General features: G+C 51.2%; 21 protein-coding genes and 1 pseudogene. 14 read left to right on the top strand and 8 right to left on the bottom strand.

The window, feature by feature from the left end; translation table 11 throughout:
* The 4 genes from BOO20_RS08815 to BOO20_RS08800 are packed head-to-tail and all read left to right on the top strand — an operon-like array spanning position 1 to position 3,996.
* The gene (locus tag BOO20_RS08815) at positions 1-1,080 is read left to right on the top strand and encodes a 4Fe-4S dicluster domain-containing protein (RefSeq protein WP_076792135.1); all 1,080 of its coding nucleotides are present in this window, start codon (positions 1-3) and stop codon (positions 1,078-1,080) included.
* A 53-nt stretch (positions 1,081-1,133) separates the two neighbouring features.
* Complete coding sequence (locus BOO20_RS08810) at positions 1,134-1,958, top strand: FAD/NAD(P)-binding protein (RefSeq protein WP_076792160.1); 825 nt, start codon at positions 1,134-1,136, stop codon at positions 1,956-1,958.
* Positions 1,959-1,969: 11 nt separating this feature from the next.
* Positions 1,970-2,725 carry an NADH:ubiquinone oxidoreductase gene (locus tag BOO20_RS08805; RefSeq protein ID WP_076792134.1) on the top strand — a complete coding sequence of 252 codons (756 nt, stop codon included), beginning with the start codon at positions 1,970-1,972 and terminating at the stop codon, positions 2,723-2,725.
* Entirely contained in the window at positions 2,722-3,996 is a 1,275-nt protein-coding gene (locus BOO20_RS08800; RefSeq protein ID WP_076792132.1) for a Ni/Fe hydrogenase subunit alpha, read from the top strand. Before BOO20_RS08805 ends, BOO20_RS08800 begins: the two co-directional genes overlap by 4 nt.
* A 4-nt stretch (positions 3,997-4,000) precedes the next feature.
* Here the strand turns inward: BOO20_RS08800 and BOO20_RS08795 are convergent, their stop codons facing one another.
* The 5 genes from BOO20_RS08795 to BOO20_RS08775 form a co-directional block, all read right to left on the bottom strand.
* A complete protein-coding gene (locus tag BOO20_RS08795; protein ID WP_076792131.1) occupies positions 4,001-4,756 on the bottom strand; it encodes a four helix bundle suffix domain-containing protein in 756 nt (251 codons plus the stop codon).
* 213 nt (positions 4,757-4,969) lie between these two features.
* Positions 4,970-5,398, bottom strand: a complete 429-nt coding sequence (locus BOO20_RS08790) for a peptidylprolyl isomerase (RefSeq protein WP_076792129.1) — start codon at positions 5,396-5,398, stop codon at positions 4,970-4,972.
* A gap of 230 nt (positions 5,399-5,628) precedes the next feature.
* On the bottom strand, positions 5,629-6,705 hold the full coding sequence (locus BOO20_RS08785; RefSeq protein WP_076792128.1) for a mechanosensitive ion channel family protein: 1,077 nt from the start codon (positions 6,703-6,705) through the stop codon (positions 5,629-5,631).
* A 54-nt stretch (positions 6,706-6,759) separates the two neighbouring features.
* Entirely contained in the window at positions 6,760-7,956 is a 1,197-nt protein-coding gene (locus tag BOO20_RS08780; RefSeq protein ID WP_076792126.1) for an NAD(P)/FAD-dependent oxidoreductase, read from the bottom strand.
* A gap of 211 nt (positions 7,957-8,167) precedes the next feature.
* Positions 8,168-8,695 (bottom strand): gamma carbonic anhydrase family protein, encoded by a 528-nt coding sequence (locus BOO20_RS08775; RefSeq protein WP_076792124.1) that lies wholly within the window; start codon positions 8,693-8,695, stop codon positions 8,168-8,170.
* A gap of 351 nt (positions 8,696-9,046) precedes the next feature.
* Here BOO20_RS08775 and BOO20_RS08770 point away from each other — a divergent pair, with 351 nt between their 5' ends.
* From BOO20_RS08770 to BOO20_RS08740, 8 genes and pseudogenes are all read left to right on the top strand, one after another.
* Positions 9,047-10,192, top strand: a complete 1,146-nt coding sequence (locus BOO20_RS08770; protein WP_076792123.1) for a trypsin-like peptidase domain-containing protein — start codon at positions 9,047-9,049, stop codon at positions 10,190-10,192.
* A gap of 25 nt (positions 10,193-10,217) precedes the next feature.
* A pseudogene (locus BOO20_RS13380) lies at positions 10,218-10,496 on the top strand (tetratricopeptide repeat protein); the annotation flags it as partial.
* 6 nt (positions 10,497-10,502) lie between these two features.
* A complete protein-coding gene (locus BOO20_RS13375) occupies positions 10,503-10,826 on the top strand; it encodes a tetratricopeptide repeat protein (protein WP_368665435.1) in 324 nt (107 codons plus the stop codon).
* A 137-nt stretch (positions 10,827-10,963) separates the two neighbouring features.
* Entirely contained in the window at positions 10,964-11,215 is a 252-nt protein-coding gene (locus BOO20_RS08760; RefSeq protein WP_006366276.1) for a bacteriochlorophyll c-binding family protein, read from the top strand.
* A 151-nt stretch (positions 11,216-11,366) separates the two neighbouring features.
* Entirely contained in the window at positions 11,367-12,101 is a 735-nt protein-coding gene (gene lptB, locus BOO20_RS08755; RefSeq protein ID WP_076792119.1) for an LPS export ABC transporter ATP-binding protein, read from the top strand.
* A gap of 317 nt (positions 12,102-12,418) precedes the next feature.
* Positions 12,419-13,921 (top strand): B12-binding domain-containing radical SAM protein, encoded by a 1,503-nt coding sequence (locus tag BOO20_RS08750; RefSeq protein ID WP_076792118.1) that lies wholly within the window; start codon positions 12,419-12,421, stop codon positions 13,919-13,921.
* A gap of 187 nt (positions 13,922-14,108) precedes the next feature.
* Positions 14,109-14,381 carry an RNA-binding protein gene (locus tag BOO20_RS08745; protein ID WP_006366279.1) on the top strand — a complete coding sequence of 91 codons (273 nt, stop codon included), beginning with the start codon at positions 14,109-14,111 and terminating at the stop codon, positions 14,379-14,381.
* A gap of 191 nt (positions 14,382-14,572) precedes the next feature.
* Positions 14,573-16,018 (top strand): HD domain-containing protein, encoded by a 1,446-nt coding sequence (locus tag BOO20_RS08740; RefSeq protein ID WP_076792116.1) that lies wholly within the window; start codon positions 14,573-14,575, stop codon positions 16,016-16,018.
* A 68-nt stretch (positions 16,019-16,086) separates the two neighbouring features.
* Here BOO20_RS08740 and BOO20_RS08735 read toward each other — a convergent pair whose 3' ends face one another.
* Entirely contained in the window at positions 16,087-16,278 is a 192-nt protein-coding gene (locus tag BOO20_RS08735; RefSeq protein ID WP_040433297.1) for a hypothetical protein, read from the bottom strand.
* A gap of 282 nt (positions 16,279-16,560) precedes the next feature.
* On the opposite strand from BOO20_RS08735, the gene BOO20_RS08730 reads away from it, so the two are divergent.
* Entirely contained in the window at positions 16,561-16,884 is a 324-nt protein-coding gene (locus BOO20_RS08730) for a YtxH domain-containing protein (protein ID WP_076792115.1), read from the top strand.
* Between the two features lie 3 nt (positions 16,885-16,887).
* Positions 16,888-17,682: an alpha/beta fold hydrolase gene (locus BOO20_RS08725; protein WP_076792113.1), complete on the top strand. Its 795-nt coding sequence runs from the start codon at positions 16,888-16,890 to the stop codon at positions 17,680-17,682.
* A gap of 114 nt (positions 17,683-17,796) precedes the next feature.
* Here BOO20_RS08725 and aroA read toward each other — a convergent pair whose 3' ends face one another.
* Complete coding sequence (gene aroA, locus BOO20_RS08720) at positions 17,797-19,098, bottom strand: 3-phosphoshikimate 1-carboxyvinyltransferase (RefSeq protein ID WP_076792111.1); 1,302 nt, start codon at positions 19,096-19,098, stop codon at positions 17,797-17,799.
* A gap of 80 nt (positions 19,099-19,178) precedes the next feature.
* Positions 19,179-19,376 carry a 30S ribosomal protein S21 gene (gene rpsU, locus BOO20_RS08715; protein ID WP_006366284.1) on the bottom strand — a complete coding sequence of 66 codons (198 nt, stop codon included), beginning with the start codon at positions 19,374-19,376 and terminating at the stop codon, positions 19,179-19,181.
* Positions 19,377-19,386 lie beyond the last annotated feature (10 nt).

The following is a 19,386-nucleotide window of genomic DNA, read 5'->3' as shown; positions in this document are numbered from 1 at the left end:
ATGATCTATAAAATCATATCCAAAGCCGAGTTTCAACGGTTTGTTGATGCGCTGGTACGGAGCAACAGCTCATTCGGGCCTCGCCTGGTCGATACCGACAGCCGTGGAGAGCCGGTCTACCAGTTTCAACCCGTATCCTCGATTGATGAGATAGCATTCGACTACACCCGAACGGCTTCGTCAGCAAAGCATTTTTTTCTCCCCTTTCGCGAGAAGCTGTCGCAATTTCAATTTCATGATGGCGACTGGGATCAAAGTGTATCCTACGAAGCCAATCCCGTAGTCGTTATCGGGCTCCGGGCCTGCGATATCAGCGCACTGAACATTCTTGACGATGTTTTGCTCAACGGCCACTTCCCCTCTCCCTACTATCTGGCTAAACGCAAAAACACCTTTGTGATCGGCATGGATCACCTGCCGCTTCCCGACTGCTTCTGCAAGTCGATGAACCATCACACCGTGCCAACCGGGGTCAACCTCTTCTGTTCTGATATCGGTGATGAGTACTATCTGGCCATCAACTCCTCCAAAGCCTTCAATTTTCTCAGGGAGTTTGAAACCCGTGATCCTCAATACGATGAAAACTGCCGTCTGGCTGAACGCCGAAAGCTCATCAGCAGCAGTTTTCGAACCGAGATTGATGTCACCGGACTTCCGGCAATTCTCGACATCGAGTTTGACTCCCCTGTCTGGAAAAAATGGGGCGATAAATGCCTCAGCTGCGGAACCTGCGCCATGGTCTGCCCGACCTGCTACTGCTACTCGGTTGAGGAGTCATTCGAGCCAGACCTGCAAAGCTCCTTTCGCCGGAAAAGACTCTACTCCTGCAACCTTGTCGACTTTGCCGCTGTTGCGGGCGGACACAACTTCCGTCCGAAGAACGGCGACCGGCTCAAATACCGCTTCTACCATCAGCACCGGGGGTTTGCCGAAAATGCCAACCAGCAGATCTGTGTTGGATGCAACCGGTGCGGAAAAGCATGTCTTGCGGGAATCAACCCGAAGGATGTCATCAACGACCTAAGACTGGAGAAGGATACATGCACGACCAGCGTTTCGTCATCCCCCGCCAGGAGCTGAACCGGGAGGATTTTGCATCATCGGTGCCGGACTTCAACCGCCGCTCGGAGGTGATGAATACCGACATGGGCTATAAATGCACCGTCACCAATATTGTCCGGCTCACCCCGCAGGAAAAACTCTTCCAGATCCGCATTATCGACCCGGTGGAGAGAGCACTGTTCAGGTTCCGGCCGGGCCAGTTTCTGATGCTGGAACTCCCCGGTTACGGAGAAGTACCGATCTCCATATCAAGCTCAAGCAGCAACCACGAGTTTCTCGAACTCTGTATCCGCAAGGCCGGCAGTGTGACCACAGCACTCTTCAATGCCGGTGAGGGAGCCCGTGTAGCCATACGGGGCCCTTTCGGATCATCGTTTCCCATGGATGAGATGGCCGGTCATAACGTCCTGCTGATTGCCGGAGGGCTCGGCATTGCGCCGCTTCGCGCGCCACTCTTCTGGATCAACGAGCACCGCAACCGCTTTCTTGATGTCAGTCTGCTCTACGGGGCAAAAGATCCGTCACAACTGCTCTTTACCTGGCAGTTCAACGAGTGGGATATGATCAGCCATATCGGACTGCACACCATTGTCGAGCATGGTTCCGAAGAGTGGACAGGCAAAACCGGCATGATCACCGATCTCTTTAATGATATTGTCATCGATCCGGCAACAACCTATGCCATTGTCTGCGGTCCGCCGGTGATGTTCAAGTTTGTCTGCGGCTGGCTTGACCGGCTGGGCATACCGATGAACCGGATGTTTGTGTCGCTTGAACGGCGAATGCACTGCGGCATGGGCAAATGCTGCCGCTGCATGGTCGGATCCACCTTTACCTGTATTGACGGGCCGGTCTTTGACTACTGGTCGGTCATGAATCTCAAGGAAGCCATTTAGCACTGTAGCGCATGAATCAACAGGGATTACGCTTTGAAAAGCTGAAAATAGCCTCCTTTGACTTTACCTGCTGTGAAGGGTGCCAGTTGCAGCTTGCCAACCGGGAGTCAACGCTTGCCGACTTTCTCCGGCTGCTCAACATCAGAAACTTCAGGGAGATCTCCTCCGGGCGCCATGAGGATTATGATATCGCCCTTGTCGAGGGGAGCATCAGTCGAAGCGACGAAGTGGAGCGGCTTCTGGCAATCCGCCGCCAGGCAAAAGTGCTGGTAGCCTTCGGTACCTGCGCCTGTTTCGGAGGGGTCAACAGCCTGAAAAACCGGGTTTCCGGGGAAGCCGCCGTAAGCGAGGTCTATGGGGAGATGAATGTCGAAACCATGCCGGTGCGCAGAATCAGCGAGGTGGTCAAGGTTGATCTCTCCATACCCGGTTGCCCGGTTGCAAAAGAGGAGGTGGAGCGCATTATCATAAGTCTGGTGACCGGCTCACTGGTGACACTCCCGAAATATCCGGTCTGCGTTGAGTGCAAGGCTGCGCTTAACACCTGCCTTTTTGAGCTGGGCGAAATCTGCCTCGGCCCTATCACCCGTGCCGGATGCCATGCGGTATGCACAACCGGTAAAACCCCCTGCCTTGGCTGCCGTGGCCCGGCAGAGGAGATAAACATGGAGGCATTCCTCCATCTGGTCGGAGAGCGGGAGCTCAGCCGGAGCGACCTGCAGGAAAAACTTGCTTTTTACAACGCCTTTGACGCATTCACCCCATGAAGCGGGACTACACTATTGCTATCCACCACCTCACGAGAGTTGAAGGGCATGCAAACATCACCATCACCGCCAGGGAGGGCCAACTGATTGAGGCCCGTTGGACCGTTGTTGAAACACCAAGGTTTTTTGAAGTGATGCTCAAAGGGATGAGTGCCGAACGGGTCCCTTTTCTGACCTCAAGAATCTGCGGAATCTGCTCGATCAGCCACGCGCTTGCGAGCATCAGGGCGCTTGAACGGGCCATGGATATCAGGCCTCCGGCAGTGGCGGAAAAAACACGGCTGCTGGCCATGCATGGAGAAACCCTGCAGAGCCATGCGCTCCACCTCTTCTTTCTTGCCGCGCCCGACTTTGCCGGTACCGCAAGCATTCTGCCGCTCATGGAGTCACACCCCGACATCGTCAGGGCGGGGCTCCAGCTCAAGGAGCTTGGCAACGAAATCAGCCGCGTCACCACCGGACGCTGCACCCATCCGGTCAGCCTTGTGGTAGGCGGGCTCAGCAAAGCTCCTGATAAAGCAGCGCTTGCCGCATTGCAGAAGATGATCCGGGAGAGAAAACCGCTGCTTGAAACCGCCTGTGCCTTTTTCCGGTCGCTTGCCATTCCGGATTTCAGCCGCGAAACCGAGTTCATTTCCCTCTCCAACAGCACAAGCTACCCTTCGATCGGCGGCTGTCTCATTTCGAGCGATGGCATTAAGAGGGACGAAAATGAGTATCTGTTGATGACCAACGAGTATACAAAAGAGTTTTCAACCTCGAAATTCACCCGGCTCAGCCGTGAAACCTCTGCGGCAGGGGCGCTTGCCCGGTTCAACAACAGCAGCGCGTTTCTGCACCCTGAAGCGCTGAAGGCGGCTGAAAGCTTAGGCCTAAGGCCGGTATGCCACAACCCCTTCATGAACAATATTGCGCAGCTTGTCGAGTGCGTGCATATTCTTGAGGATGCCGAACTGCTGATTGATTCACTCCTCGACATGGAGCTGTCGGCAGTCAAAACTCCGTGGAAAGCGCAAGCAGGCTCAGCCACCGGTGCCGTTGAAGCGCCGCGGGGCATCCTCTACCACCACCTGGAGACCGATGCTGAAGGCAGGGTGGTCAGGGCGGACTGCATCATTCCAACAACGCAGAACAACGCCAACATCAACCTTGACCTGAAGGCTGTAGCGGAGTGGGCGCTCGAAAAAGGAAAAAATGACCGGGAGATTGAAAAGCTCTGCGAAATGGTGGTGCGCTCATACGACCCCTGCATATCATGCTCGGTGCACTGATCAATCAAACCTTCACTACCCCTTTGCACTCGGGGTAGCCGCTACAGCCCCAAAACTGTTTGCCATCGTTTATTCCGGCCTTTGCTGTCCGCAACACCATGGGCTTGCCGCATTGCGGGCACGAGGGAATGGAATCGCCCGATTCCGGCTCCCGGTGAAGTTCCTCACGCTTGCGAGCCCGCTCGACCAGACGGGCTGCAGCAAGTTGCTCACTGTAACCTCCCTCTTCAACAAAGGCTGCCTCCAGTGCGGCAATCTGCCGGTCGAGCAGGTAATTCGCCTGATGGATCAGGCAGATAATCGCATTGGCCCGAACCTCAGGGCTGTCATGCTCCAGCCATGGAGCATAAAGCTTCCATCGTTCCTGATCAGTCAGATCGGTCAGATCCGACTGATCTCTTTTGAACCGTTTCGGCACTTCGCGAACTGCCTGAGCTTCCATGCTTGATACTGTCCACATCGGCAGGCGCCGGTGGCGAAGATAGTCCTCAAAATCAAGCAGAAGCTCCTCAAGGCTGGCCCGGGCAACATTGATCAGCCGCAGTTCTGTCTGGGAAGAGGTTGCCGCAGCACGGCTACCTTCAGCTATGTTCTGCCGTCCTGAACGGGCCGCCTGGATCATCTGATCGAGCGTCCGCGATCTCGAATCAATGAACTTCTCGCAAAACCAGTACGTAGCATCGTAGATCAGAGTGGCCGTCTGAAAACCGGCACTCTTACGATAACCGCCGCTCGGTCGAAGCTTTTTGGTCCGGTTCATGCTGAGATAATGAGAATGTCTTTAGGACAGCTCTTCTATCAATTTGTTCCGCAGCTCGAATACAATCAGACTGATCCGTCCGATCTGTCTGATCCGACTGATCAAGAAAAAGTCGGCAAAATAACCCGCATTTTTACGCTAAATAATACGCTTTACTCTCAAAAATAACAAAAACGATCAGTCCGATCTGCCTGATCCGACCGATCTGATAAATCAGACGATCTCAACCAGTTCGATCTCGAAGGTAAGGGTCTGACCGGCAAGCGGATGGTTGGCGTCAAGCGTAACCGAGGTGTCGCTGAGATCGACCACCATCACAATAGCCTGCTGGCCGTCCGTAAGCCCGACCTGAAGCTGCTGACCGATCTCAAGCTCCATATCGGCAGGAAAGCGTTCGCGGTCAACGTCTGTAACCAGCTCCCTGCTGTGTACTCCGTAGGCATCCTCGGGAGCGATAACCGAGACCCTGATCTCTCCGGGTGCCATATCCATCACGGCGATGTCAAAACCGCGTATAACCTGCCCTCCGCCGATGGTAAACTCAAGCGGCTCGCGATCAGCCGATGTGTCGAACATGGTGCCGTCATCCAGCGTTCCGGTATAGTGTACTTTTACAATATCTCCCTCTTTGGCTTTAGCCATGCGTCCTCCTGTTTAAACTGATCGAAATATTTACCTTATGCAACCCGGACCTCTGCCGGCAGGCTCTCACCTTTCCCGCTGAGGAGAAAGAGATGGCCCGGCACAGGCAACGATCAGAATGGTCAGCGAAACTAAGGGAAAAAAACAAAAAATCCACATTTTTTTATAGCACCACTACTGGCACTGCCCAACCAAGCAATCGAATCGCGGAATAGATTTATTGCAGGTGCCTATGCTTCACCCGGCGGCATATTCCGCTCCATCTCCATCCTCAGTTTCGGCAATCCTTCAGGGAATCTGGCCCGAAGAAACTCGATCAGCGCTTCGCGCACAAAGCAGCGCAGCTCCCAGAGATCCGAAGAGTTGGCCGCACTGACAAGCGCCCGCATCTGAACCGATCGCTCCGTGGTATTGGTCACATGCAGCTTGACAACCCGCTTGTCCCAGAGCGGTGTCAAAGCGACAATGCGCTCAAGTTCTGTTCGTATTGTGTCAGGCGGGATGAGGTAGTCCATGGAAAAGAGAACCGTACCGAGCAGCTCCGGCGAAGTGCGGGTCCAGTTCTGAAAGGGACGGTCGATAAACCAGGTGATGGGGACAATCAGGCGGCGCTGATCCCAGAGCTGCACAACCACATAGGTAAGGGTGATCTCATCTATGCGACCCCACTCATTTTCAACGACCACAACATCACCGATGCTGATTGGCTGGGTTATGGCAATCTGGATCCCCGCCACGAGGGTAGCAAGACTCTTCTGTGCGGCAAAACCGAGGATGACACCGGCAATACCTGCCGAAGCAAGAATGCTCAGCCCGACCTGACGAACCGTATCAAAGGTCATCAGCACCGACGAAACACCGAGAAGAACAATCAGCACATTGAGAATCTTGCGCGCCAGGCTGACATGGGTGGAGATTTTCCTGGCCGCCTCATTTTCCCGGACTCTGGAGGAATAGTGCTGCAAAACAATGTGTTCAAAGACCCTGAAGAGGCGCATCATGAACCATGCGACGGCAATAACGGCGACGATGAGCAAAGCGTGGCGCAGAATTTCATGCAGCCCCGCGGGGAGTGCAATGGAGTGCAGCAGTGCGGAGAGTCCAATGAGGGTGATGAGCATCCTGAACGGCCATGCCATCAGTTCATAGGGAACCGTGACCCCCTTGAGTGAGAAGCGGACAGCGGCAATGACTTTCCGGAAAAGCGTGTTCGCTGCCAGATAAAAAAGAGTGGCAAGCAGAAAAATAACTGCAGGAATGAGGTATGGGCCCTGTAACAAACTCCAGAATTCCGCTACACTGTCCATAGGCACAAAACTATTGGCTGATACCGGGCCTGGCAGCCCGGATATGCTGTTTGCTTAACCCTTCAGCCGTGCAAATTCACTCTTCGAGCGGCTCACACAATCCTCAATAGCCATACCACCGAAATAGTTGCCGGTCAAAAGCAGATTTTTTTTGGCGGAAAGCATACTCTCCATCCTTTCGAGCCACTGGTGGTGACCGAGACGGAGCGTCGGTACGGTGTTGACTTTTGCCTCCGTGTGCTCGATTTTCGACATGCTGACGCCGATTACCTCGGTAATCCGTGCTCTTTTGGTCTTGTCGTCAAGGCCCGGCTTGAAATGAAAGGTAAAACCACGAAAATTCTCATCAGCCACCGTATCACGTGACACGACCGAATAGAAGATATCATTCGGAGAGATCAGCGCAGCGACCGGTTTGAGTGAGATATTTGCCTTTTGTACAATCACGCCGACAGAATCGACCTCAGCAGCTTTGAGCTGACCGAGATGTGTGGCTATATCCGGGTTAATATCCCGCAAAAGTGATGCAGAGACTGCGGAAGGTGTAGCAAGAACCAGTGTTTTGGCAGAATATGCACCGCCATCATCGCCGCCCCTGATAATATAGCGGCCATCAACATACTCGATCGAACTCACCTCGCGGCTTGTAAAGATGTTCAGACCGTTGGTTGCAGCAATCACCTTTGCCACGCTCTGGAGTCCGTGAGTAAAGGTATAGTTTTTAAGCACATCCTTGCGTTTCTCCCTGCTTTTGAACATCATGTCGGCAGGAAAATCGTCGGTTGGCTGGGAGGGAACCGCATTAAAAAAGTGGCTGATCACCTCATTATAGTTCTTCTCCCCTACAATTTTTGAATAGTAGGACCTGACACTCTGGCCGGTTTTCTTCAGCTTGAAGAGGTTTGGAGCAGCAAAAAGCAGTTCCGGAAAATTGAGCTGGGAGACAATCGATTTGACTTTGCCGTCAATATAGAGGGAGAAAGGAACCTTTTCACGGGGAATGATCGTATTCATGATTCCGCTCTCTTCAACAATATCAAGCAGATTCTGGTACGAGCTGTAGCAGGTGTGGGCTCCAAGTTCCAGCCAGAATTTCTTCCCGTTTGCATGGTACTGGTGGGAAGCGAAAGAACCTCCGGTTGTGTCGTTTTTTTCGAGCAGCGTCGTTTTCAGGCCGGCCTTCACACAATAGTAGGCAAGGCTCAGTCCACTGATTCCGCCGCCGACAACAACGACATCGTTTTGCATCATAAATGCCAAAGTATTTCAGGGTAAAGGAGTTAACAAAACAGGCGCGGCCGGATTAAAAAAAGAATCCCCGCCTCTCGCCACTAACTATACAACATTTTCGGTAGCAATTTAGCGAAAACAGTGAAGATCACCGCTGAAAAAATTGAGCATTGACCATGTTCCCGGCAGCAGAGGAGGCAAAAAACAGATCCTGACAGGTTTCTTGCTCCCCTTACGCCTGCTGTTCGTCATCACGATAGTTCTGCGAATAACGCACATAGTTCTCCGGTGACTCCTCGATATTTCGACGCTCCGCTTCTGTTATCGGCCTCATAACCTTTGCCGGAACACCGGCAACCAGCATTCCCGATGGCACCGTAAAGCCCTGCCGGACGAGCGAACCTGCGGCAACAATCGAATACGGCTCGACAACACAGTCATCAAGCAGAACAGCACCCATGCCTATCAGCACATAATCCCTGACCGTACAGGCATGCAGCACCGCACCGTGACCTATCGTCACACAGTTTCCTATGTTCAGCGGACCGGTATCATGGGTCACATGAAGGGTTGCATTATCCTGCACACTGGTCTTCTCGCCTATACGGATCGGGCAGACATCACCCCGCACCACCGCATTGAACCAGATACTTGAAAGCGCACCGATCTCGACATCACCGATAACAAATGAGCCTTCGGTCATAAAAACCGTCTCATGTAACCTCGGCCATACACCCTTGTAAGGCATTACTTTTCCCATACACACAAAAAGAATTGACTTAAAAAAAACAACACAACTTTAAAAAACAGAAGCAAAAGAAATAACCCGGAAAAAAAATTGCAGCCGAAACTATCAACCGATTTGCAGCCCCTGATTTTCTGCTCACACCGGCCATACCCTTTGCTTATAACTATATAAAAGCAGAGCCATTACCAGCAATGCGCAGGGAAAACCCAACGAAAAACCAGGATAGTATGCCGAAAAACAAGCGAATTTAACAAAGATCTTTTCACATTAATGTCACACATTGCCTCTTGGTAATATTAAAAAGTTTGATGAATATTAAAGTATTGCAATCAGTTTAACTCCCTTTGAACCGCAGTGCGCGCCATGATGAAAAAAAACGGTAACTCATGCATATCGCGCGCCCTTTGCCCTGCTCCTGCAGAAAGATACCGGCTGCGCGTCTATCTTCGGCAACTCTGCCTTACTGCGCTCTGCGCTCTTGTTGTTGCACCGGCAACACCGTTTGAAGCAAAGGCAAAATCAAGACATGGAAGACACGTCAGTTCAAGGCACCATCTCCGTACCAGATCAAGGTATCAATCAGAGCCGCAAAATGCTGTTGACGTCTTCCGGCAAGCATCAAAAAGCGTCGTAGCTATCTACAATTATGGTGATAACGGTAACCTGCAAAGCCTGGGTAGCGGTATTGTACTGCCATCAGGGGATGTGGCGACCAATTATCATGTCATAGAAAAAGCCGGCAGGATAACGGTGATCTATCAGGGCAAGGAGTATCCGGCAAAACCAAGATATATTGACCGCTTCAGGGATCTATGCTCACTTGACACGCCCGGCCTTCAAGCTTTACACGTCAGATTGGGCAATACCAAAACGCTCAGCGTTGGAGCAAAAGTCTATGCCATAGGCTCTCCAAAGGGACTTGAACTCACCTTTTCTGACGGACTTGTCTCCCGCTTGCGTGAAGTTGAAAAAGGGTATTATATCCAGACAACTGCGCCTATTTCACTTGGATCAAGCGGAGGCGGGCTGTTTGATGAAAATGGCCGTCTGATCGGTTTACCCACCTATTTTCTCAATCAGGGTCAGCAGCTGAATTTCGCACTGCCCGTCGAGTGGATTATCGATCTGCCCAACCGCCATGCGGCTCAAACCAAAACAAATGAACTGGCAACCGAATGGGTGAATAAAGTAAATGCCGAAGTGGAGCAGCAGGACTGGATCTCTCTGCTTGATATCTGCCAGCGCTGGTCGACAACACAGCCACAAAACTGTTCATCCTGGAGATATCTGGGGTATGCCTATATCCAGAATGGAGACTTGTCAAAGGCTATTCCTGCCTATCAGGAAGCGGTACGGATCAATCCCGCCAATGCTCATTACTGGTCTGATCTGGGAGCGGCCTATGGACGCGCGGGTCAGCAGACCAAAAAAATCGAAGCCTATCTGCAAGCGGTCTCTCTTGATCCTGATCTGGAAAACAGCTGGATCAATCTTGGCATAACGATATAACGAGACCGGAAACAGTGAAAAGTCCCTGAATGCTTATCAACAGGCGCTTCGAATATCTCCGGATAACGCCGGTTCATGGACTCAACTGGGTATTATCTATGGCCGGATTGGCCGGCAGGATAAACAGATTGAGTCATTCCAGAAAGCTGTACGGATCAATTCGGACTATAGCAATGCGTGGCTCAATCTGGGATCAGCCTATCAAAAAACAGGTCAGTTCGCCAAGGCAATTGAGGCGTTCAAGCAAGCGGTGCGTATCAATCCGGAAAACTCTGACGGCTGGCTCAAACTGGGCTTTTCCTATCGGGATATGAGTCAGTTCACCAAGGCTCTTGAGTCCTATCAGCAGGCTGTACGCATCAATCCCCAAAATTCAAATGCATGGGTCTGCCTTGGCGTTGCCCATGGAACGGCATTTAACGAAACTGAAGAGCTGGCCGCCTATCAGGAGGCACTGCGCATCAATCCGGAAAATAATATCGCCCTGTTCAACCTCGGCCATGATTATCTTGAGCATGGCCATCAAAGTAAAAGCCTGGAGGTCTATTCACGCCTCAAGGTAGCAGAACCCGAGCTTGCCCGGATTTTCTTCACTGATTTCAATCATCTTTTTTACCCGAACATCCCGCATTAAGATGGGCCTGGTTGAACACAAAAAGTAATAGTTGAAAACGTTGCGCGTTGTTTATCGGGCAGAAAATAATTTTTTAATCATCCGTCTATTTCTTAAATTCCTCTAATAGTAGTGACTAACATCAAAAACAAGCGGACATGAGCAACATATCAGGAGCATTTACAAACGCAGCTGAAACTTATGGACGGTTTCTGGAGGTTTTCATTGATGGTCACTGGTGGGTTGTAGGTGATGCCCTTGAAAATGTAGGCAAAACCACCAAAAGACTTGGAGCCAATGCTTATCCGCATCTTTATGGCGGTTCAGCTTCATCAGGGTTGAGAGGGTCATCACCGGTAAAAGCCGGTTATGCAAAACCCTGCAAGGAAATCGCAAAACGGTTTGATTAAAATTTTGCGGAGACCTGCACAATATTGAAAAGACGGAGCTTCGGCTCCGTTTTTTTGTTTCCCCCTCTTTTCTCCCGCTCGTTTCATAGAAATTGTACATGAGAACGACAGGAGTGCGTAAGCAATCGGATATCACTATTTCTGTACGGGCATGAAAGCAACACTCAGCTGCATCAGGTTAAAAAAGATCTACAACAAACGGGAAGTTGTCAAAAGCTCATCCATTGAGGTGAAGCAGGGGCAGATTGTGGGTCTGCTCGGGCCGAACGGAGCCGGTAAAACAACTACGTTCTACATGATTGTGGGGCTTGTCCGACCGGATGGCGGAGATGTTTTTCTTGATTCGCTGAACATAACCCGCATACCGATGTACAAGCGGGCCCGTCTCGGTATCGGTTATCTCCCCCAGGAAGCCTCCGTATTCCGCAACCTGACTGTTGAAGAGAATATCATGAGCGTACTCGAATTCACCTCCCTTTCAAAACCGGAACGGCTGGAAAAAACCGACCGGATGCTTGAGGATCTGAACATCACTGCGATACGCAAAAACATGGGTTACACCCTGTCGGGTGGCGAACGCCGTCGAACAGAGATCGCAAGGGCACTGGCTCTTGACCCGAAATTCATTCTGCTTGATGAACCGTTTGCCGGAGTGGACCCTATTGCTGTAGAGGATATCCAGCAGATTGTTGAAGGGCTTGTCCGGCGCGACATCGGCGTCCTCATCACCGATCATAATGTGCATGAAACCCTCTCCATAACCAGCCATGCCTACCTGCTCTTTGACGGAAGCATCTTTATGCAGGGAACACCAGAAGAGATCGCCGACAACCCGGAGGTCAGAAAAATGTACCTTGGCGAAAAATTCAGCCTCGACCGATACTGAGCCATCCCTCTGTGAGCGCTCCGTAAAAGGAACATGCGCAACCCGTTCAGGCTCAACCTGCCATCAATACAACCAGCACAGAAACACTCTATCCGCCTTCATGGCTGCTGAACAGCACGCTCCGCACTTCATATACATGGTGACTGATAACGAGTGCCGAAGCACGTGAGAAGCAGGCCGAAATCAATTTCTCCGCACCTCATGAAACGTTAATAGATAAAGCGGGTGTTCCTATATTGCATTGCAGTCGTAACCATAGCTACTCTCCCTGATTTGATCGATAACATCCAAACCGATTCACCGGAGGCAAGTGCACGATGAATATTCTTCTGATCTATCCCGAATTCCCTGATACCTTCTGGAGTTTCAAACACGCCCTGAAATTTGTCAATAAAAAAGCATCACTTCCTCCCCTCGGTCTCCTGACGGTAGCCGCAATGCTGCCTGAGAACTGGGAGAAAAAACTGGTTGACCTCAATACCGGTTTTCTCCGGGCAGACGATATTGCCTGGGCCGACATGGCATTTATCAGCGCAATGGCTGTCCAGCAGGAATCAGCCCGAAAGGTCATCGAGCTTTGCAACACCGCCGGATTGACCATCGTTGCCGGAGGACCTCTCTTTACTTCCGAACATGAAGATTTTCCGACGGTTGACCATTTTGTTCTGAACGAAGCCGAGCTGACCCTTCAACCCTTTCTTGATGACCTGCTGAACGGTTCTCCGAAAAAGCTCTACTCCACCGATCTCTATGCGGACATCAGCCGGACCCCGACCCCCAGTTGGAAGCTGCTCGACATGAATAAATATGCATCGATGGCTTTGCAATTTTCCAGGGGGTGCCCCTACAAATGCGACTTCTGCAATGTCACCGCTCTTCTCGGCCATAAAATCCGCACAAAAACCAGCGACCGGATCATTACGGAACTTGACGCTCTTCGCCGGCTTGGATGGCAGGACAGCATCTTTTTTGTCGATGACAACTTCATTGCGCACAAAACATACCTGAAAAAAGAGCTGCTTCCACGGTTGATAGCGTGGCAGAGAGGCTACAGCAGAACCATCCGGTTTTACACGGAGTGTTCGATCAACCTGGCTGATGATCAGGAGCTGATGTCGCTCATGGTTGAGGCCGGATTCGGGATGGTCTTTATCGGCATTGAAACCCCCGATGATGCCGCACTGCAAGCCTGCGGCAAGCAGCACAACACATCAAGGGACATGCTCTCCAACATCAGAAAGATTCAGCAGTCCGGCATGGAGGTACAGGGTGGCTTTATTGTCGGATTTGACAGTGACACCCCCTCTATTTTCCAGAAACAGATCGAATTCATACAGAAGAGCGGCATCGTTACGGCCATGGTCGGCATCCTCCAGGCTTTCCCCGGCACCAGACTCTACGACCGCATGCAGAAGGAGGGACGACTGCTGCATAACTCAAGCGGCGATAATGCCGACAGCAATACCAACTTTGTGCCGGTAATGGACCTTGAACTGCTTCGAAAAGGGTATACCGACATGATGAACCAGCTCTATGCTCCAAAATATTACTACCGGCGTATCCGGACACTGCTGAGTGAATACCGGGCACCTCGCTTAAAAAGAAGGGTCCGCTTTGACGACATGCTGGCCTTTGCCCGCTCAACCGTGCTGCTCGGTGTTGTCGGACGGGAGCGGTTCCAGTACTGGAAGATGCTGATCTGGACATTTTTCAATCGCCAGAACTCCCTGCCGCTGGCCGTAACGCTGGCCATTTACGGCCACCATTTTCGAAAGGTGTGTCAGCTGCATCTGAAAGAGGTTCGAAGAACCCCAGGATAAGCGTTCATGCACAGCATTGTATCGAGTGCATCTATATAATATTTTAATTTCCCTTGCTTCCTGAAGAAATAAAGCGTACTCTTGGAAGCAAGACCAACGGTTGGTCTGAAAACTTTCAAGTGATTTGTGCTTTTGGTTATTTGACAGTGTCTCTTTTTGATCAAGGCACGAACTACTATATGAAATTATGAATATTTACATTGGCAATCTTGATTACAGCGTAACTGAAGCTGATCTTCGTGAGACTTTCGGCGAATTCGGCGAAGTTTCAAGCGCAAGTGTCATCAACGACAAATTCACCGGCCGTTCGAAGGGCTTTGGTTTTGTTGAGATGGCAAATGACGCAGAAGCTGCTTCTGCAATCGCTGACCTCAACGACAGTGACCTGAACGGCAGAACCATCAAGGTTAACGAAGCAAAGCCCCGTGAAGAGCGTCCAGCATCCCGCTCAAGGTATTAAGCCTTACCACTACGGATAGTAAAAAAGCTGCTGTTGCAAAACAGCAGCTTTTTTTTGCCCCTCACCTACTCTGCCTTTCTTTTTCCCGTAAACCGAACCGTAAACTATCCCGTTAATCGCTCAGTTTGCCAGCCACGCTTTGTTGCGTATCTTGACTGATAACTCTTTACGCCTCCAACTGCATAAACTTCATGACAGCCGAACACCTGCTTTTCGATTCCGACGGCGGCTTTATCCGCATTCCGATCTGGGGCCATATTCCGCTGAGCGGGCCGCTGAAAAAAATCCTCTCCCACCCTTCGTTCCTGCGCCTCAAGGGTATCCGGCAGCTCTCCTTTTCCCAGCAGGTCTATCCCGGAGCCACGCATACCCGGTTTGAGCACTCCATAGGGGTCTATCATCTCATGAAGCTTATTCTGCAGCGGATGCTGACAAGCAAGCTTGCACTCAGCCTTCAGGATGGCGAGTTCATATTCGATGATCACAACTGCCGGGTACTGCTCTCGGCAAGTCTGCTGCATGATATCGGCCACTTCCCGCATGCCCATATCATAGAAGAGCAGATTCCTGTGTGCGAAGGTGAACCGGTATTTTCGCACCACGAGAATCTTTGCTGCCATTTCATTTACGAGAAGCATCCGGGAATTCCGGCAATAGCTGAAATCCTGCAAGAGGAGTGGCAGGTCAATCCCGAGGAGGTAATAACGCTTATCAAGGGAGGAAGCGGCACCCGATTCGGGAAACTGATCAGCGGAACGCTTGATCCGGACAAAATGGACTACCTGATGCGCGATGCACACCACTGCAACATTCCTTACGGAAGCATCGATATTGAACGATTGATCGAGTCGTTTGTGCCTGACCCGCAGCGTGAGCGGTTTGCCATAACCGAAAAAGGAATTGCGCCGCTTGAAAGCCTGCTGTTCGCAAAATACATGATGATGCGCAACGTTTACTGGCACCATACAAGCAGAGCGCTGTCGGCTATGCTGCGCAGGCTTTTGCAGGACATTGCCGGGGAAGGGATGCTCTCAGCCAGCGCCCTGCGAGAGCTCTTCTATGGCAATGCTGACGACCGGGTGCTGCATGAACTGAAACAGTTGATGCCCGATAAAACGCACCCGATCAGCGCGTTGCTGGATGATATTCTCATACGCAGGGTATACAAGAGAGCAATCACCGTTCAACCCTACATGAATAACTCTTCGCAGGAGGATGAGCGATGGTTTATCTATAACAGCGACAACAAAATGCGTCGGGAGAAGGAGCTGGAGATCTGCAATTTTTTAAACAAACGCCTCCATCTCGGCCTGCATGGCCACGAGGTGCTGATCGATCCCCCATCGAAAAAGGATATTTTCGACTATGCTGACCTGAAAGAGCTGAGAGTACTGCCGACCCGATCGGAACACATCCACTACTCCCTGCAGCTTGATTCAGAGTATGTTCGATTTGACGACCTGAATGAATCAGTGTTCCAATCGGACTTTATTCTCTCTTTTGAACGGTATACCAAAAAATTCAGGCTCCTCTGCCGCCCTGACCTGAGGGATCATATTGCGGCATTCCGTGAAGAGATTATGTGTCTGATGGCCAACGATCTTGACCTGTTTCGTTCAGGCAGCCTCCCTCACTAAAAAATCCACACTAACGGCTTTTCTCGTAGCGGCTGCCCTGCAGGAAAACCGGTCAACGTAACCGCGGATCAGGTAAACTGCTTCCAGTTGATTACGGTATGCAGCACAACGGCAATGACGAGCAGAGCACTGAGCCACAACTGCGCAGACTGGAACATGCCGGTGACAACCGTCAGGACAAAGAGCAGAGCTGTAATTGCCGAAAGGATAAATGCCCCGATTGCAAAAGGGCTTGCCGAAAATCTGGTGTTAGTATGCATCGTATCGTATATAAGTATTATCTGTTTGCCTGTATGGTGCCGATCTTTTCGATCTACAGTGAATAAGGTACACCCGCGAATCTTAAGAGAGTATGAAGAGCCCCTTAAACCTTGCTTAAAAATGCACCGCCACTTTTTATTTGTTCTCCCGAAAGTCTGAAAATTCCGACAATTCATAGTGGTGCCCGGAAGAGGCTGGGGGCAGATGAATAAATAATGAGAGGAAAACACCACGCTGTACTTTATCTTTATGGTAACGATACAACAAAACCTAACCGCACTATGGAACAGCAGGACAAGTTTTATAAAGGCCTTTTCTTCGGCGCCGTGCTTGGAGCTGCAGCCGGAACAATTATGGGACTGCTCTTCGCTCCGCACAAGGGAACTGAAACGCAGCAGATTATTTCCGGCAAGGTTAAGCATGCTATTGACAAGGCTTCCGAGTTGTACGAAAGCAGTGAGCATGACGTTGCCTACAATAACGATGCAAAAAAACGCTCACAGGAGATCATTGACACAGCCAGGGACGAAGCAAAAATCATCCTTAATGAGGCAAACAGCATTATCCGCGAAATCAAGGGGTATCCAAAAACCCAGGAAAACTGAGTGATGCTGACCTGGCGCAGTGCAAACACTGCTGAAGGCAGCAGAAGCCGCCATGCATTGCTTCTTCTGCACGCGTTTCCGCTCTCTGCGGCCATGTGGCAGCCACAGATTGACGCGCTCGGCGAAACCGGCTTTACCGTAGTCGCACCCAACGCCTATGGTATAGAGGGGTCAGAGGAGAAGGAGGGGTGGAACTTTACCGATTACGCCCATGAACTTGCCGCACTTCTGGATTCGCTCGGTATTGAACGGGTAACCGTTGCAGGACTTTCAATGGGAGGCTATCAGGCTTTTGAATTCTACAGGCTCTACCCCGATAAAATCACCTCTCTGGTACTGTGCGACACGAGAGCTGAAGGCGATGCTCCTGAGGCAAGAGCGGGGCGCGAGGAGTTTATCCGGGCTGTAGAACAGAAAGGAGCACATGAAGCCGCAGAACGGATGATACCAAACTTTTTTTCCCCATCAACCTACACGGCAAAACCGCACCTGGTCATCGATACCCGTACCATGATTGAAAAGCAGTCGGTGCCGGTGATCAATGCCGCAATGCGGGCCATCATGACGCGCAATGACGCAACTCCGATGCTTGGAGCAATCCGCTGCCCGGTGCTGGTAGTTGTCGGTGCTGATGACAGGGTCACCCCCAAAGCAACTGCCGCTGCAATAAACGACCGAATTACAGGCTCCCGTCTCCTGGTGCTTCCGGATGCCGGACACCTCTCAAACCTTGAACAGCCCGAAGAGTTCACTCATACCTTGCTCGGGCATATTGAAAATCTCATGGCATCACTGTAACTCATCCATAGGTCCCACAAGACCTATAAGACCGTACCTATATTTCTATTCAACAGGGCGATCACACAGGATCGCCCCTACACACCAATCAAAAATTCAGAATCCAGAATCTCTTCAGACTTCGAGGGAATCCAGCAGTTCAAAAAAGTTCGGAAACGAGACCCCTACCACTTCAATATCGGTAATGTCGAAAGAGCCGGCTGTCGCACGACCGGCGATGGCAAAGCTCATGGCTATGCGGTGATCATCGAAACTGTCGAGCACCACCGTCCCTGAAGGCACCTGGTTACGACCGGTAACGACAAAACCGTCGGGATACTGCTCACAAACAAATCCGAGTCGCTCAAGATTAACCACAAGAGCAGCAATCCGGTCGCTCTCCTTGGTCCTGAGCTCTGCGGCGTTGTGCAGCTCGAAACGCCCGGTTGCAAAAGCCGACAACACGGCAAGCATGGGAATTTCATCAATGGCTATGGCGATAAGCTGCGGATCACTGATACAGAGCGGCTCGATCCGGGAAGCAGAGCTGACAAGAATATCACCGAGGCTCTCACCTCCGATCACTCTCAGGTTTTCAATGCGTAAACCCGCCCCTGCTGCCATCAGAATATCGAGAAAAGCCGCCCTTGTCGGGTTGAGACAGACATCCCTGATCATGATTTCCGATCCGCGGGCAAGCAGGCCAAGTGCAACAATAAAACAGGCGGCGGATGGGTCTGCCGGAATATAGAAGGGTTTGGCCTCAATTTGTTTTCTGCCCGGCACCACAATAACCCGTTCACCATTCTGCTCAAAACTCTCAAGACCGAGCATCACTTCGGTATGGTCACGGGAACGAATCTGTTCAATAATTCTTGATTCACCGTCAGCATGCAGCGCAGCCAACGCCACCAGTGACTTCACCTGCGCCGAAGGAACCGGCAGGCGGTACGCTATCGGCTTCAGCTCTTTGGTGCCGTTGATAACAATCGGGGCGGTGCCGGCCGAAGAGAGTTCAATATCGGCACCCATCAAACGCAAAGGGTCGGCGACCCTTTTCATCGGACGCTTCATCAGAGAACTGTCGCCGATCAACTCGCTCCGAAATGGCTGTGCGGCTAAAATACCTGCAAACATGCGCATGGTACTGCCGGAGTTATTACACATCAAGGGTTCCGCCGGGGGCTGAAAACTCCATAATCCCCTTGACTTGATAACCACCCTGCGCTGCGTACGGCCATTGAGCTGAACGCTCTCTTCCTGACTAAGTGCTATGCCTGCTCGTTGAAGCACGCTGAGGGTTGACTGGTTGTCAAAACCTCCTGAAAAATTTGTGATCTCCGTTGTCCCTTCTGAAAGGGCACCGATAAGGGCTGCACGGTGAGAGATGGACTTGTCTGGCGGTAACGCGGTAACTTCCCCTTTGAAAACTCTCATGAGTCAGTGGATTGGTATTCACAAAAAAAAAGCAACTCCCGTAAAGGAGCTGCTTTGCATAACTACTCTGATCACGATGATCATGAATTGCGTTCTTCGTTTGCCCTCTGCGCTCTGCGCCTGCTTCTGGAACGTTTCAAGCGACCATCAATCGAAGGTTTAACGAAGTATGCGTTTTTTCGAAACTCCTTTAAAATACCTGCACGTTCGTACTTCTTTTTGAAGCGCTTCAGCATTTTATCGATGGATTCGTTATCATTTATCTGCACACTAACCAATGAAATTCAC

Source organism: Chlorobium sp. KB01 (genome assembly GCF_001975465.1).
Taxonomy (GTDB): Bacteria; Bacteroidota; Chlorobiia; order Chlorobiales; family Chlorobiaceae; genus Chlorobium.
The sequence above is the reverse complement of the archived record's forward strand: the minus strand, read 5'-3'. Positions and strand labels throughout refer to the sequence as shown.